Consider the following 12,850-nt stretch of genomic DNA (forward strand, 5'->3'; position numbering starts at 1 on the left):
CAGGAACGACGCGCATGCCTGACCGTCCCGAAACCTGGGCCTGGCTCGCCGCCTGGCTGGAACACAACTGGCCCGGCGTCTACGCCGGCCTGCTCGCCGCCCTCATCGCCGGCCTGCGCGTCATCTACGGCGGCGGCACCCTGCGCCGGGTGCTGCTGGAATCCCCGCTGTGCGGCCTGCTGGCCCTGTCCGTGAGCCACGGCCTGGGCCTGGTGGGCATCCCGCCCGGATCCGCGCCCTTCTTCGGCGGCGCCATCGGCCTGCTGGGGGTCGAAGGCGTCCGCGCCCTCGCCCGCCGCTTCTTCAACCGCAAGGTGGACTCCCTATGACCCCGCTCAAACACGGCGACCGCTCCCAGGCCGTCGCCCAGCTGCAGAAAGCCCTCGTCGCCCAAGGCGCCACCCTCGCCGTGGATGGCGACTACGGCGACGCCACCGAGCAGGCCGTGCGCACCTACCAGGCCCGCATCGGCCTGGTAGCCGATGGCATCGCCGGCGACAAGACCCTCGCCGCCCTCGCCGGGCAGGACACCGGCCGCCTGCTCAGGCACGCCGACCTGGTGGCCGCCGCCAAACGCCTCGGCATCGAGCTGGCCGCGCTCTACGCCGTCAACGAGGTGGAGAGCCGAGGCCAGGGCTTCCTCGCCAACGGCCGCCCGGTGATCCTCTTCGAGCGCCACGTCATGCTCGCCCGCCTCAAGCTGACCCGCGCCCCGGACGACGACGTACAGCAGCGGGAGCAGCGCGCCCTGGAGCTGGCCGCCAAGTTCCCCAACCTGGTCAACGCCGCACCCGGTGGCTACGCCGGCGGCACCGCCGAACACCAGCGCCTGGCCAGCGCCCGCCAGCTCGACGACACCTGCGCCCTGGAGTCCGCCAGCTGGGGCCTGTTCCAGATCATGGGCTACCACGCCACCGCCCTCGACTACCCCAGCGTCCAGGCCTTCGCCGATGCCATGCAGCGCAGCGAAGCCGAGCAGCTCGACGCCTTCGTCCGCTTCATCGAAGCCGACCCGGCCCTGCACAAGGCCCTCAAGGGGAAGAAGTGGGCCGAGTTCGCCCGCCGCTACAACGGCCCCGCCTACGCCCGCAACCTCTACGACGTGAAGCTGGAGCGCGCCTACGCCCGGCACACCGAGGCCGCCGCGTGAGCCCCCTGCGCCAGGCCCTCTACGGCCTCGCCCTGCTGGCCACCCTGGCCCTGCTGCTGTGGACCCAGCAGCTGCGCAGCCAGGCCGAAAGCGCCCGCGCCGAGCGCGACGACCAGGCCCTGCAGCAGGCCCGCGAGCGCATCGAGCGCCAGGCGCAGGCCATCACCCAGCTGGACCAGGCCCTGCAGGCCGAACGCACCGCCCAGGCACAGCTGCGCACCCTCCAGGCCCAACTGCGCCAGGGCCTGGCCCAGCGCGAGCGCACCCTCAAGGAGCTGACCCATGCCGACCCCGACCTGCGGACCTGGTCCGCTCTGCCTCTGCCTGCTGCTGCTCGCCGGCTGCGCGAGCGCCCCGCCCTCAGCGGAGCGGACGCTTACCGTGACTGGCTGTCCCGCAGTGGTGCCGTGCCAGCTGCCGGCGACGGCGCCGAGCGCTAACGGCGACCTGCTCAGCGACAGCGAGCGCCTCGAAGCCGCCTGGGCCGACTGCGCCGCCCAGGTCGATATGGTCTACCGCCACCAACAGGGCCAGCCATGAACAAACCCACCAGCCTGCGCCGGCACCTGCTGGCCAGCGTCCCCGACCTGCAACGCAACCCCGACCGCCTGCTGGTGTTCATCGATAACGGCACCCTGCGCTGCACCGCAGCCAGGTCCCTATCCTGGGAGTACAACTACGACCTGCAGGTGATCCTCACCGACTACGCCGGCGACCCGGACCTGATCATGCTGCCGCTGCTCGGCTGGCTGCGGGTCAACCAGCCCGAGCTGCTCGCCAACCTCGACCGTGCCCGCGAGGCCGTCCGCTTCGAGGTGGACATCCTCGACAACGACAAGGCCGACGTCGCCTGCACCCTGCGCCTCACCGAGCGCGTGGTGGTGAGCCACGACGCCAACGGCCAGGTGCAGCTCAGCCACCCCGGCGAACCCCAGCCCAGCGAGGCCCTGCTGGATCCCGACTGGCCCGCCCCGGGCCAAGGCAACCAGGACCTGTGGTACGTGCCCCATGGCTGACCAACTCGACGACCTGAGCGACTGGCTCACCCCGCTCATCACCCGCCTGCAACCCACCGAGCGCACCCGCCTCGCCCGCCAGGTCGCCCAGGCCCTGCGCCGCAGCCAGCAGCAACGCATCGCAGCCCAGCGCAACCCGGACGGCAGCGCCTACGCCCCGCGCAAGCCCCGCGAGCTGCGCGCCAAGGCCGGGCGCATCAAGCGCAAGGCCAGGATGTTCACCAAGCTGCGCACCGCCCGCTACCTCAAGGCCCAGGGCCGCGCCGACGGCGCCGTGGTCGGCTTCACCGGCCGCATCGCCCGCATCGCCCGCGTGCACCAGTACGGCCTGCGCGACCGCCCCGCCCCCGGCGCCCGCGACGTGCAGTACGCCAAGCGCGAGCTGCTCGGCCTCACCGATGCCGAGCGGGACCTGGTGCGTGACCAGGTGCTGGCCCACCTCACCGGCACAGTCCCTTGACGGTCCACAACCCCGGCGCTATCGTCGGCCCGTCGTTGTAAATCCAGCGACACGAGCTTGGCCGCTCGTTCTTAGTACAGGCGCACGGCGCCGTAACGGCGTTTTTTTGTGCCCGCGTTATGGCGGGCCGTGCGTGGGACACCTTCGGGTGTGCCGGGACCCTGTACCCCGGTCGGCCAACCCGCGTACGGTTCGTCACCCTCCCCTGCTTGGCCGCAGGCGGTGGCGAACTCCAACCAGTACAGGAGTTCCACCATGTCCGAGAAGCGCCCCTACGGCCTCACCGAAGACGATCAGTTCAAGCTCCACCGCGCCCGCAACGTTCTGCGCCTCCTCCAGTACCTCTCCGAAGCCGACAAGCAAGGCCCCCTTGAGCCCGAACTGCTGGGCAGCGCCTATGGCCTGCTGGCCGAACAGCTCGATGCGGTGATCGCCAGCAGCGAGCACCGGACCGGGAGGGCACGCGCATGAGCCGCCTCCGCCACCTGCTCGCCCTCTGCCTGCTGCCCCGAGACGAGCGCGCCCTGTTGCAGCACCTGCGCCATCTGGCCGAAGCTGACCGCCGCTTCATCCTGCGTGCCGTGGCAGCCCTGGCCCAGCACCCCGCCGCCTGACAAGGAGACCGTCATGAGCACCGCGCAGCAACTGATCCCGGTTCCGTTCTATGAAGACACCGTCGTGCTGATCGGGCAGGACAACGAGCCCTATGTGGCGATGCGGGCCATCGTCGAAAACATGGGCCTCAACTGGGCCAGCCAGTACACCAAGCTGAAGTCCAATCCAGAGCGCTGGGGTGTTGTGATCATCGCAACACCTTCACTGGGCGGGATGCAGGAGGCTGTGTGCCTTCCGTTGCGCAAACTGGCAGCTTGGCTCATGGGGATCGCTCCCAGCAGGGTAAGCCCCGAGCTACGCGACAAGATCGTCCGCTACCAGAACGAATGCGACGACGCCCTGTGGGACTACTGGACCAAGGGCAGCGCCACCCGCCCAGGGACACAGCCGGCCACCCAGCGCATCGCCCTCTCCCGCCACCGCCTCGCCCTGGGCAAGGAACTGCTGCGCACCCGCGATGCCGGCATGCGGCAGATGATCCACCAGCAGCTCGACGAAGTGTCCCGCGCCATGGGGCTGCCCACCCCGCCCATCGACAGCATCGGCCAGGCCACCCCGGCCGTGCCCGACCTGCTCGCCCCCTTCTGGGCTGCCCTCGCGGCCCTGGACGCCAAAGGCGTGGCCTACAACCACGCCCGCACGCCCGACCTGCTGGCCGTCAACCTCCCCGAGCTGGCCCGCCTGTTCCTCGAGCACGGCCAACCCCTGCGCCTGGACAACGCCCTGCGCACCGCGCTCTGGCACAGCCCGACGCCCCGCTGCCTGCACAAGAACCACCCCCTGGCCAGCCGGCTCACGGGCAAGACACTGCGGTGCTGGGTGTTTGAGAGTCCGAATTGAAGTAGAGGCGCCATTTGGGCAAACAAAAAGTGCTGCGCTACACGCTAACAGCCTGCTCTTAAAGCGAGCATGATAAAAAGCATACCTATTTAAATTGCCTCACCTTACAACTGCCCACCATTGAAAAACCCAAGCACAACAAGGAGAGAGTTATGCAATACAAGCCTTACAGTGACTTTGAGAATCTAGTGGGGCGAATGCTACATAAACTAGGATTTACGGTCACTCCAGTTAGCAACTCAGGAACTCCAGACACCGGACTGGATATGATTGCCGCTCAGGGGCAAGAAAAGATTGGAATTCAAATTAGGTTTTATCGTGCCCCCAGAGTCTCCGAAAGCATCTTAAAGAATGCCATACGCACCCTGAGAAACGGCATGGCCCATGCGGGATTGGAAAGGGGCGTACTTGTAACCACGAGCCATATTGGAAACTCAACTCCGTCCCACCCACCGTTCCTTATCACTGTTTGGGACAGGACAAAGCTTCTTAAAGTCGCAACTGAACACCCTGAATTTTATGATGAATTAATATCGCTACTTGAGATCGGAGCCAGCGAACTACCCGAAACTCTCGCATCCTCTGGAGTTGCTTCAGGGCCTATCTCGCTAGAGCCATTTTTCGAGCCTGACCCTGAGCCCACCTCGAGAGCCAAAGAGCTTTCGGAAGACTTAAGAAAACTCCCTTTTGGCAGAGAGTCCGCCCAAGCCTTTGAGGATCTGGGAACAGAAATATTCAAATATCTATTTGAAAATGACTTAGCCGGCTGGCTGACTCAAGCAACTACTTCTGACGACCTGAATAGATATGACTGCGTCTGCCGAATAAAGGGCGTCTCGCTATTTTGGGAATTCATTCTTCACAACATCAACAGCCGCTATCTTGTTTTAGAATTCAAAAACTATTCGAGCGAAATTGATCAAGGACAAGTCTTAACGACCGAAAAATATCTTTATCGAAACGGACTACGAACTTTTGCAATAATCTGCGCGCGAAAAGGGGCTTCCAGCAGCGCAATAAAAATGGCACAGGGCGCGATGAGAGAGAATGGAAAACTGATTTTGATTTTGAGTGACGAAAACCTCCAAGAGATGCTCAAATTAAAGGAGACTGGGCGCGAGCCTTCGGACTATCTATTTGACCTGGTAGATGAATTCCTAATGAAGCTCCCTCGCTGACACTACTAGCCTCATCTATTAACTCTGTATGTAAAGCGAGTCGCTACAATTTGGCTTAGCTGTTCAAAGCTGACGATGCCGCCATCCTAGGCGGCATGAACAACTTCGCCACCCTCGCCCGCCTGCTGGAAAACCTCATCCGCCTCGGCACCGTCGCCGAGGTGGACCATGCCGCTGCGCGGGTGCGGGTGCAGAGCGGGCAACTGCTCACCGGCTGGCTGCCCTGGCTGGCCCCTCGCGCCGGGGCCGACCGGGAGTGGAACCCGCCCACCCCGGGCGAGCAGGTCCTGGTGCTCAGCCCCTCGGGGCAGACGGCCCAGGGCGTGGTGCTCTGCGGCCTGTTCAGTACGGCCATGCCCGCCAATGGCGACCGCCCCGCCCTGCAGCGCATCACCTACCGCGACGGCGCGGTGATCGAGTACGACAGCGCCGCCCACCACCTGCGCGCCATCCTGCCGGCTGGCGGCAGCACCGAGCTGGTGAGCACCGGCGGCATCAGCATCACCGGCGACATCACCCACCAGGGCAACTACACCCAGACCGGGGACTACACCCAGGCCGGCAGCCAGAACGTTGCCGGCACCGTCACCGTGAGCGCCGACGTGGTCGCCGCCGGCGTGAGCCTGGTCAACCACGTGCACCTGGGCAACCTGGGCGCCCCCACGAGCCCGCCGCTATGAACCGCCACACCGGGGCCGCCATCAGCCGGCGCGAGCACATCCGCCAGAGCATCGGCGACATCGTCACCACCCGCATCGGCAGCCGCGTGCAGCGCCGGGAGTACGGCTGCCTGCTGGTGGACCTGATCGACCAGCCCGGCAACGCCGCCACCCTGCTGCGCTGCTACGCCGCCATCGCCATGGCCCTCATGCGCTGGGAGCCGCGCGTGCGCGTGGACCGCGTGCAGCTCACCCAGCTCAGCCAGGCCGGGCAGTACGTGCTGGAACTGGAGATCACCGACCGGGAAAGCCTGGACGCCGGCAGCCTGAGCGTGCCGCTCAACCTGGGGGCCGTGGCATGAAGACCTTTACCCCCATCGACCTGGCCCAACTGCCCGACCCCAAGGTGGTGGAGCAGCTGGACTACGAGCAGATCCTGGAGCAGCGCAAGGCCGCGCTGCTGGCCCTGTGGCCCGAGGCCGAGCGCGCGGAGATCGCCGCGCGCATGGCGCTGGAGTCCGACCCGCTCAACAAGCTGCTGCAGGAGAACGCCTACCGCGAACTGGTCTGGCGGCAGCGGGTCAACGAGGCCGCCCTGGCCACCCTGCTGGCCAAGGCCCGGGGCGCCGACCTGGACCAGGTGGCCGCCAACTACAACGTGCGCCGCCTGGTGGTGACGCCCGCCACCGACCAGGCCCCGGCGGTGATGGAGGGTGACGACGCCCTGCGCGAGCGCGCGCAGATGGCCTTCGAGGGCCTGAGCACCGCCGGCCCGCGCAACGCCTACGTCTACCACGCCCGCAGCGCCGACGGCCGGGTGGCCGATGCCACCGCCGTGAGCCCGGCCCCGGCCGAGGTGGTGGTCACCGTGCAGGCCCTGGCCGGCGACGGCAGCGCCCCGGCGGACCTGCTGGCGGGGGTGCTCGCCGCCCTCTCCGACGAGGACGTGCGCCCGGTGGCCGACCGCGTCACCGTGCAAGGCGCGCAGATCCTCCCCTACAGCGTCACCGCCACCCTCTACCTGGCCAGCACCGGCCCCGAGGCCGAGCCCATCCTGGCGGCGGCCGAGGCCCGTTGCCGGGCCCTGGTCAACGCCCGCCGGCGCCTGGGGGTGGAGGTTTCCGCCTCGGCCGTGCATGCCGCGTTGCACGTGGAGGGGGTGCGCAAGGTGCAGCTCAACGGCTGGGCCGACATCGTGCCCATGGCCTACCAGGCCGGGTACTGCACCGGCATCCACCTCAGCCTGGCGTCACTGTGATGGCCCGCCCGCTGCTGCCCGGCAACGCCACCGCCCTGGAGCGCCTCGCCACCCAGGCCCTGGCCGAGATCGAGCGGGTCCCGGTGCCCATCCGCGACCTGGTGAGCCCCGAGCGCTGCCCGGTGGCCTTGCTGCCCTACCTGGCCTGGGCGTTCTCCGTGGACCGCTGGGAAGCCGGCTGGAGCGAGGCCACCAAGCGCCAGGTGATCCGCTCCGCGTGGTTCGTGCACGCCCACAAGGGCACCATCGGTGCCCTGCGCCGGGTGGTGGAGCCGCTGGGCTACCTGATCCGCGTCACCGAGTGGTGGCAGACCACGCCAGCAGGCCCGCGCGGCACCTTCGCGCTGGACATCGGCGTGCTGGACTCCGGCATCACCGAGGCCATGTACGAATCCCTCACGCTGCTGATCGACGACGCCAAGCCCCTGAGCCGGCACCTCACCGGCCTGGCCATCAGCCTGGAAGCACGCGGCGCCGTTGCCCTTGGCGCGGCGGTGCTGGATGGCGAAACCCTCACCGTCTACCCCTACGCCCCCGGCCCCATCGAGGTCAGCAGCCCCACGCTGGTGGCCGGCGGGACCTCCCACCTCATCGACACCCTGAGCGTATACCCATGAGCCAGACCTACTACGCCATCCTCACCGCCCTCGGCGAGGCCAAGCTGGCCAACGCCGCCGCCCTCAACCAGCCCCTGCAGATCAGCGACATGGCCGTCGGCGACGGCAACGGCAGCCTGCCTAACCCGGACCGCACCCAGACGGCCCTGGCGCGCGAGACCTACCGGGCCAACCTCAACACCCTGCAGGTGGACCCGGCCAACGCCAGCCAGGTCATCGCCGAGCTGGTCATCCCCGAGACGGTCGGCGGCTGGTGGATCCGCGAGCTGGGCCTGTACGACGCCGCCGGCGCCCTGGTGGCCGTGGCCAACTGCCCGCCCAGCTACAAGCCGCAGCTGGCCGAGGGCAGCGGTCGCACCCAGGTGCTGCGCATGGTGCTGGTGGTGAGCAGTACCAGCGCCGTGGAGCTGAAGATCGACCCCAGCGTGGTGCTGGCGACACGGGCCTACGTGGATACCGCCGTCACCAGCCACCAGGGTGCCGCCGACCCGCACCCGCAGTACACCACCGAGTCAGAGGTCGCGGCGATGATCGCCGCCGAAATGAACAGCCGCGACAGCAAGCAGAGCGCGCTGTACACCACCACCGCCGCCATCAACCTCAACGGGCTCGCGACCCAGGCCGGTGGCGACTGGGCCACCGCGCTGATCGCGGGGGATCGGATACTGGTGAAGGACCAGGCAGCCGGCGCCAGCAACGGCCTGTATGTGGCAGCCGCCGGCGCCTGGGCCCGGGCGACCGATGCCGACGCCTCCAGCATGGTGACGCCTGGGATGCTGGTCACCATCGAGGCCGGAACCGTGCTGGCGGACACCGTGTGGGAACTCACCACCAACGGCCCCATCGTGCTCGGCTCCACCGCGCTCACCTTCGAGCTGACGGCCGCCCTGAACGCCACTCAGGCCGACGCCGAGACCGGCACCAACAACGTCCGCCGCATGACGGCCCTGCGTGTGTTCCAGGCCATGCGCTCTGCTGCAGCTTCGGCCACCGAGCTGCTGCGCGGCGTGCTGCGGGTCGGCACTCAGGCCGAAGTGAACGCCGGCGCCCTGGACGACGTGGCCGTCACCCCGAAGAAACTGCGCTGGGGATTCGCCATCAGCCTCGCAGCCAATGGCTACGTCATGTTCCCTTCGTGGCTGGGCGGCCTCGTCCTGCAGTGGGGGCTCTCTTCGGTGATTACCTATGACAGCCGCGTCACTGTCAGCTATCCGATTGAGTTCCCGACGGCTTGCCTGGTCGCACTCGCAAACTACAAGAGCAACGACACAACACTCGACCACTGCCAATCATATGGAGTGGCAAAGCTCACGAAGTCGAATTTCATGATCGAAAACCAGTGGGTCTACAACGGCGGCGCCGCAAATTTCCCTGCCACCTGGATCGCCATCGGCTATTAACGGAGAGCACCATGCAACGCTTCTACAGCCAGGAAACCGGAAACACCTACCTGCAGGGAGTTCACCAAATCCCCGCCGGGGCCGTCCCGATCCCCGAAGACCGTTACCTCGCCGTCATCGCCAACCCGCAGCCCGGCATGGTGAGGTCACATGACGCCGAAGGACTCCCTATCCTGGTCGTTCCGCCTGCCCTTCAGCCCAGTGCCGGCGCTTTGTGCGCCCGCATCGACACCGCCGCCGACGCGGCCCGCCGCACCGTGGCCGGCGACCCCCTGCGCGCCGTGGAGTACGAGCGCGCCGCCGCCGAGGCCGAGGCCTTCGCCGCCGCCGACTACCAGGGCGAGGTACCGCGCAGCGTTGCCGCCTGGGCCATCAACGGGCGCACCCCGCGCCAGGCTGCCGACAGCATCCTGGCCGAGGCCGCCGCCTACACCGAAGCGCTGTACCAGATCCGCGAGACACGCCTGCAGGCCAAGGAGCTGATCCGCCAGGCCATGGCGGAAGGCGACAGCGCCCAGGCCGAGGAGATTGCTGCCGAGACCGTTGCCGCCATCGAAGCCGCCGTACAGGGGAGAGGCAAAGGTACCGAGGCAACGTGATAGCCATTTGCAGTCAATCAGTTACGGCTATTAGCATCGGCGCCGCCTCTCAACAACAAGGAGCCGTTATGAGTTCACGCAAGCCCAAGAGCCGCACCAGGCTGCCCAGCAAGCAGAAGCAACCTACCCGCATGCAGGTGTTCTGCAAGAAGTACGAAGACTTTGTGCTGCTGCCCTACTTCGTGTGGTTCTTGAATGCCTTCGGCATGGGCGGGGTGGATCGCCTGATCTCCAAGCACGCCAACGACTACGCCCTTGAGCGCCTGGAACGGCTGATCGAAGAGCTGCAGCGAAAAATCGACAGCAACCTGCTCCAACCAGGCTCAGAAGAATTCGTCGCCGCGCTGCACCAGAGCATCAACGCGCTGATGGAAACCACCAGCACCGAGAAAGCCAAACTCTTTGCCGTGGTGCTGGCTGATACCTGGAACAGCGCCAACGCCAGCTGGACCGAGGTATCCCAGACGCTGAAACTGATTCGTGAGCTGGAAGACGTCCACATCATGCTGCTCAGAGAGGCGCTGAAGGTTCACAACACCCTCGGCCCGCAGGCGACATTCACCGTCAGCAAGCGCTACCCGCGCAGCACCCCGATTGATCTCCGGCTGCCCAACGTGAGCACTGAGCTGCTGGAACTCTGCGTATCCGACCTGATCGCCAAGGGGCTGATCAACGACTCATTCGTCGATAACGAGGCAATGAGTACCGCCGAGCGCTTCGCCTCAATGAGGCCGGGCCGGCTGGTCTATTGCATTTCGGAGCTGGGCATCTGGTTCCTCCAGCGCCTGCACGAAACCACCTCCGAGCCGACGACAGCGCTGGCGACCCACTGACCGATACGCCCCGGCCCGCCGGGGCGTTCCCACTCTGTAACCCCCTCCCCTACAACCCCCGCCGCTCGCCGCGCCGTCGCGCGCGCGGCAGCCTGTGCCCTGTCATTCCACAACGCAGGCACCGACCATGGCCGACTACCTCCACGGTGTGCGCGTCCTCGAAATCAACGAGGGCACGCGCCCGATCCGCACCATCCCCACCGCCGTCATCGGCCTGGTCTGCACCGGCGCGGACGCCGACAACGCGACCTTCCCCCTCGACACCCCGGTGCTCATCACCAACGTGCAGACCGCTGTCGGCAAGGCCGGCACCCAGGGCACCCTGGCCGCCAGCCTGCAGGCCATCGCCGACCAGACCAAGCCGCTGACCATCGTGGTGCGCGTGGCGGACGGCACCGGCGAGACCGAGGCGCAGAAGGCCGCCTCGCTCAAGTCCCACCTCATCGGCACCACCACCGCCGACGGCAAGTACACCGGCATGAAGGCATTGATGGCCGCCAAGGGAAGATTGGGCGTGGTGCCGCGCATCCTCGGGGTGCCGGGGCTGGACAGCCAGGAGGTGGCCGCCGCCCTGGTGAGCATCGCCCAGTCCCTGCGCGCCTTCGCCTACCTCAGCGCCCACGGCTGCAAGACCAAGGAAGAGGCTGTCGCCTACCGCAACAACTTCGGCGCCCGCGAGTGCATGGTGATCTGGCCCGACTTCCAGCGCTGGAGCACCACCGAGAGCGCCACCGTCACCGCCCCGGCGGTGGCCATCGCCCTGGGCCTGCGGGCCAAGATCGACCAGGAGATCGGCTGGCACAAGACGCTCTCCAACGTTGCCGTGGACGGCGTCACCGGCATCAGCGCCGACGTCTGGTGGGACCTGCAGAACCCCGCCACCGACGCCAACTACCTCAACAGCAACGAGGTCACCACCCTCATCCAGGAGGCCGGCTTCCGCTTCTGGGGCTCGCGCACCTGCTCCGCAGACCCGCTCTTCGCCTTCGAGAACTACACCCGCACCGCCCAGGTGCTGGCCGACACCATGGCCGAGGCGCACTTCTGGGCCGTGGACAAGCCCATGACCCCGGGCCTGATCAAGGACATCATCGCCGGCATCAACGCCAAGCTCCGCGAGCTGAAGGCCGCCGGCTACATCATTGACGGCCAGGCCTGGTACGACCCCGAGGCCAACGACAAGGACACCCTCAAGGCCGGCAAGCTGTTCATCGACTACGACTACACCCCCGTGCCGCCGCTGGAGGACCTCACCTTCAAGCAGCGCATCACCGACCGCTACCTGGTCGACTACGCCGCCCAGATCAACGCCTGACCCACGTCCGGCGCGGATCTGGCCGCGCCGTAGGAGAGCGCCCCCATGGCCCTGCCCAGCAAACTCAAGAACATGATGCTGTACGTCGACGGCAACTCGTACGGCGGCGTCTGCAAATCCGTCACCGTGCCGGTGCTCGCCCGCAAGATGGAGGCCTTCCGGGGCGGCGGCATGAACGGCCCGGTCAAGGTGGACCTCGGCTTCAGCGACGACGGCCTGCAGATCGAATGGACCCTCGGCGGCCTCGACGTAGCGGTGCTGAAGCAATACGGCGCCGTGGGCGCCGCCGCGATCCCCCTGCGCTGGGCCGGCGCCTACCAGCGCGACGACACCGGCCAGGTCATGGCGGTGGAGATCCAGGTGCGCGGCCGGCACGAGACCATCGACAGCGGCGAGGCCACCCCGGGCGAAGACACCGAGGTGAAGATCACCAGCGCCCTCAGCTACTACAAGCTCACCATCGACAACGCCGAAGTGGTCGAGATCGACCTGCTCAATTTCATCGAGAAGGTGGACGGCAAGGACCTGCTCGAAGCCCAGCGCCAGGCCCTGGGCCTGTAACCCCCGCGCCCCGCGCGGGGCGCCCCGACCCCGAGGAATCCCCCATGAGCACGAACCCCAACAGCGTCGAGCTGGAAACCCCCATCAAGCGTGGCGAGCACACCTTCGCCAGGATCGAGCTGCGCAAACCCACCGCCGGCGAGCTGCGCGGCGTGCACCTGGCCGAGCTGGTCCAGCTCGACGTGGACAGCCTGATCAAGGTCATCCCGCGCGTCAGCGTACCCACCCTTACCGACCACGAGGTGCGCGGCCTGGACCCGGCCGACCTGCTCGCCCTGGGCGCCAAGGTGGTGGCTTTTTTGCTGCCGAAGGCGGCGATGGACAGCTCCCCCGCCGCGTAGAGGACGCC

19 protein-coding genes and 1 pseudogene are annotated in these 12,850 nt (G+C 67.2%); all 20 read left to right on the forward strand.

All coding sequences use genetic code 11. The features are described 5' to 3' along the window. Positions 1-14: 14 nt before the first annotated feature. A complete protein-coding gene (locus FBY21_RS08135) occupies positions 15-329 on the forward strand; it encodes a phage holin, lambda family (RefSeq protein WP_107331438.1) in 315 nt (104 codons plus the stop codon). After that, positions 326-1,150, forward strand: a complete 825-nt coding sequence (locus FBY21_RS08140) for an N-acetylmuramidase domain-containing protein (RefSeq protein WP_142010167.1) — start codon at positions 326-328, stop codon at positions 1,148-1,150. Before FBY21_RS08135 ends, FBY21_RS08140 begins: the two co-directional genes overlap by 4 nt. Then, positions 1,147-1,512, forward strand: a pseudogene (locus FBY21_RS29890) (LysB family phage lysis regulatory protein); the annotation flags it as partial. The gene FBY21_RS08140 and the pseudogene FBY21_RS29890, both read left to right, overlap by 4 nt. Further along, complete coding sequence (gene lysC / locus FBY21_RS29735; RefSeq protein WP_222119520.1) at positions 1,433-1,690, forward strand: Rz1-like lysis system protein LysC; 258 nt, start codon at positions 1,433-1,435, stop codon at positions 1,688-1,690. The pseudogene FBY21_RS29890 and the gene lysC, both read left to right, overlap by 80 nt. Next, entirely contained in the window at positions 1,687-2,166 is a 480-nt protein-coding gene (locus tag FBY21_RS08150) for a phage tail protein (RefSeq protein WP_142010172.1), read from the forward strand. Before lysC ends, FBY21_RS08150 begins: the two co-directional genes overlap by 4 nt. Continuing rightward, positions 2,159-2,626 (forward strand): phage virion morphogenesis protein, encoded by a 468-nt coding sequence (locus tag FBY21_RS08155; RefSeq protein WP_142010176.1) that lies wholly within the window; start codon positions 2,159-2,161, stop codon positions 2,624-2,626. The genes FBY21_RS08150 and FBY21_RS08155 overlap by 8 nt, the downstream gene beginning before the upstream one ends. A gap of 255 nt (positions 2,627-2,881) precedes the next feature. Beyond that, positions 2,882-3,097, forward strand: coding sequence for a hypothetical protein (locus tag FBY21_RS08160; protein WP_111264494.1), 216 nt, complete (start codon positions 2,882-2,884; stop codon positions 3,095-3,097). Continuing rightward, a complete protein-coding gene (locus FBY21_RS29370) occupies positions 3,094-3,240 on the forward strand; it encodes a hypothetical protein (protein ID WP_160158581.1) in 147 nt (48 codons plus the stop codon). The genes FBY21_RS08160 and FBY21_RS29370 overlap by 4 nt, the downstream gene beginning before the upstream one ends. A gap of 13 nt (positions 3,241-3,253) precedes the next feature. Next, on the forward strand, positions 3,254-4,081 hold the full coding sequence (locus tag FBY21_RS08165) for a phage antirepressor N-terminal domain-containing protein (protein ID WP_142010179.1): 828 nt from the start codon (positions 3,254-3,256) through the stop codon (positions 4,079-4,081). Between the two features lie 152 nt (positions 4,082-4,233). Then, on the forward strand, positions 4,234-5,259 hold the full coding sequence (locus FBY21_RS08170) for a restriction endonuclease (RefSeq protein ID WP_142010182.1): 1,026 nt from the start codon (positions 4,234-4,236) through the stop codon (positions 5,257-5,259). A 95-nt stretch (positions 5,260-5,354) separates the two neighbouring features. Continuing rightward, positions 5,355-5,939: a phage baseplate assembly protein V gene (locus FBY21_RS08175; RefSeq protein ID WP_142010186.1), complete on the forward strand. Its 585-nt coding sequence runs from the start codon at positions 5,355-5,357 to the stop codon at positions 5,937-5,939. After that, positions 5,936-6,280: a GPW/gp25 family protein gene (locus tag FBY21_RS08180; RefSeq protein WP_107331432.1), complete on the forward strand. Its 345-nt coding sequence runs from the start codon at positions 5,936-5,938 to the stop codon at positions 6,278-6,280. Before FBY21_RS08175 ends, FBY21_RS08180 begins: the two co-directional genes overlap by 4 nt. Continuing rightward, positions 6,277-7,176: a baseplate J/gp47 family protein gene (locus tag FBY21_RS08185; protein WP_142010189.1), complete on the forward strand. Its 900-nt coding sequence runs from the start codon at positions 6,277-6,279 to the stop codon at positions 7,174-7,176. Before FBY21_RS08180 ends, FBY21_RS08185 begins: the two co-directional genes overlap by 4 nt. Next, entirely contained in the window at positions 7,173-7,793 is a 621-nt protein-coding gene (locus tag FBY21_RS08190; protein WP_174244721.1) for a phage tail protein I, read from the forward strand. Before FBY21_RS08185 ends, FBY21_RS08190 begins: the two co-directional genes overlap by 4 nt. Then, entirely contained in the window at positions 7,790-9,193 is a 1,404-nt protein-coding gene (locus FBY21_RS29895; RefSeq protein ID WP_142010196.1) for a phage tail protein, read from the forward strand. The genes FBY21_RS08190 and FBY21_RS29895 overlap by 4 nt, the downstream gene beginning before the upstream one ends. An 11-nt stretch (positions 9,194-9,204) precedes the next feature. Further along, a complete protein-coding gene (locus FBY21_RS29375) occupies positions 9,205-9,792 on the forward strand; it encodes a phage tail protein (RefSeq protein ID WP_160158582.1) in 588 nt (195 codons plus the stop codon). 68 nt (positions 9,793-9,860) lie between these two features. Continuing rightward, positions 9,861-10,625 (forward strand): hypothetical protein, encoded by a 765-nt coding sequence (locus FBY21_RS29380; protein WP_160158583.1) that lies wholly within the window; start codon positions 9,861-9,863, stop codon positions 10,623-10,625. Between the two features lie 127 nt (positions 10,626-10,752). After that, a complete protein-coding gene (locus tag FBY21_RS08205; RefSeq protein ID WP_142010202.1) occupies positions 10,753-11,940 on the forward strand; it encodes a phage tail sheath protein in 1,188 nt (395 codons plus the stop codon). A 45-nt stretch (positions 11,941-11,985) separates the two neighbouring features. Beyond that, positions 11,986-12,501 carry a phage major tail tube protein gene (locus FBY21_RS08210; RefSeq protein ID WP_142010205.1) on the forward strand — a complete coding sequence of 172 codons (516 nt, stop codon included), beginning with the start codon at positions 11,986-11,988 and terminating at the stop codon, positions 12,499-12,501. A 44-nt stretch (positions 12,502-12,545) separates the two neighbouring features. Further along, entirely contained in the window at positions 12,546-12,842 is a 297-nt protein-coding gene (locus FBY21_RS08215) for a phage tail assembly protein (protein ID WP_107328454.1), read from the forward strand. Positions 12,843-12,850 lie beyond the last annotated feature (8 nt).

Source organism: Pseudomonas sp. SLBN-26 (assembly GCF_006715895.1).
GTDB lineage: Bacteria > Pseudomonadota > Gammaproteobacteria > Pseudomonadales > Pseudomonadaceae > Metapseudomonas > Metapseudomonas otitidis.

Coding starts and splice junctions, on each gene's coding strand:
- FBY21_RS08180 (WP_107331432.1), top strand. CDS start 5,936: ATGAACCGCCACACCGGGGCCGCCATCAGCCGGCGCGAGCACATCCGC.
- FBY21_RS08175 (WP_142010186.1), top strand. CDS start 5,355: ATGAACAACTTCGCCACCCTCGCCCGCCTGCTGGAAAACCTCATCCGC.
- FBY21_RS29375 (WP_160158582.1), top strand. CDS start 9,205: ATGCAACGCTTCTACAGCCAGGAAACCGGAAACACCTACCTGCAGGGA.
- FBY21_RS08185 (WP_142010189.1), top strand. CDS start 6,277: ATGAAGACCTTTACCCCCATCGACCTGGCCCAACTGCCCGACCCCAAG.
- FBY21_RS08160 (WP_111264494.1), top strand. CDS start 2,882: ATGTCCGAGAAGCGCCCCTACGGCCTCACCGAAGACGATCAGTTCAAG.
- FBY21_RS08150 (WP_142010172.1), top strand. CDS start 1,687: ATGAACAAACCCACCAGCCTGCGCCGGCACCTGCTGGCCAGCGTCCCC.
- FBY21_RS08215 (WP_107328454.1), top strand. CDS start 12,546: ATGAGCACGAACCCCAACAGCGTCGAGCTGGAAACCCCCATCAAGCGT.
- FBY21_RS08205 (WP_142010202.1), top strand. CDS start 10,753: ATGGCCGACTACCTCCACGGTGTGCGCGTCCTCGAAATCAACGAGGGC.
- FBY21_RS08135 (WP_107331438.1), top strand. CDS start 15: ATGCCTGACCGTCCCGAAACCTGGGCCTGGCTCGCCGCCTGGCTGGAA.
- FBY21_RS29380 (WP_160158583.1), top strand. CDS start 9,861: ATGAGTTCACGCAAGCCCAAGAGCCGCACCAGGCTGCCCAGCAAGCAG.
- lysC (WP_222119520.1), top strand. CDS start 1,433: ATGCCGACCCCGACCTGCGGACCTGGTCCGCTCTGCCTCTGCCTGCTG.
- FBY21_RS08170 (WP_142010182.1), top strand. CDS start 4,234: ATGCAATACAAGCCTTACAGTGACTTTGAGAATCTAGTGGGGCGAATG.
- FBY21_RS08155 (WP_142010176.1), top strand. CDS start 2,159: ATGGCTGACCAACTCGACGACCTGAGCGACTGGCTCACCCCGCTCATC.
- FBY21_RS29370 (WP_160158581.1), top strand. CDS start 3,094: ATGAGCCGCCTCCGCCACCTGCTCGCCCTCTGCCTGCTGCCCCGAGAC.
- FBY21_RS08165 (WP_142010179.1), top strand. CDS start 3,254: ATGAGCACCGCGCAGCAACTGATCCCGGTTCCGTTCTATGAAGACACC.
- FBY21_RS08140 (WP_142010167.1), top strand. CDS start 326: ATGACCCCGCTCAAACACGGCGACCGCTCCCAGGCCGTCGCCCAGCTG.
- FBY21_RS08210 (WP_142010205.1), top strand. CDS start 11,986: ATGGCCCTGCCCAGCAAACTCAAGAACATGATGCTGTACGTCGACGGC.
- FBY21_RS29895 (WP_142010196.1), top strand. CDS start 7,790: ATGAGCCAGACCTACTACGCCATCCTCACCGCCCTCGGCGAGGCCAAG.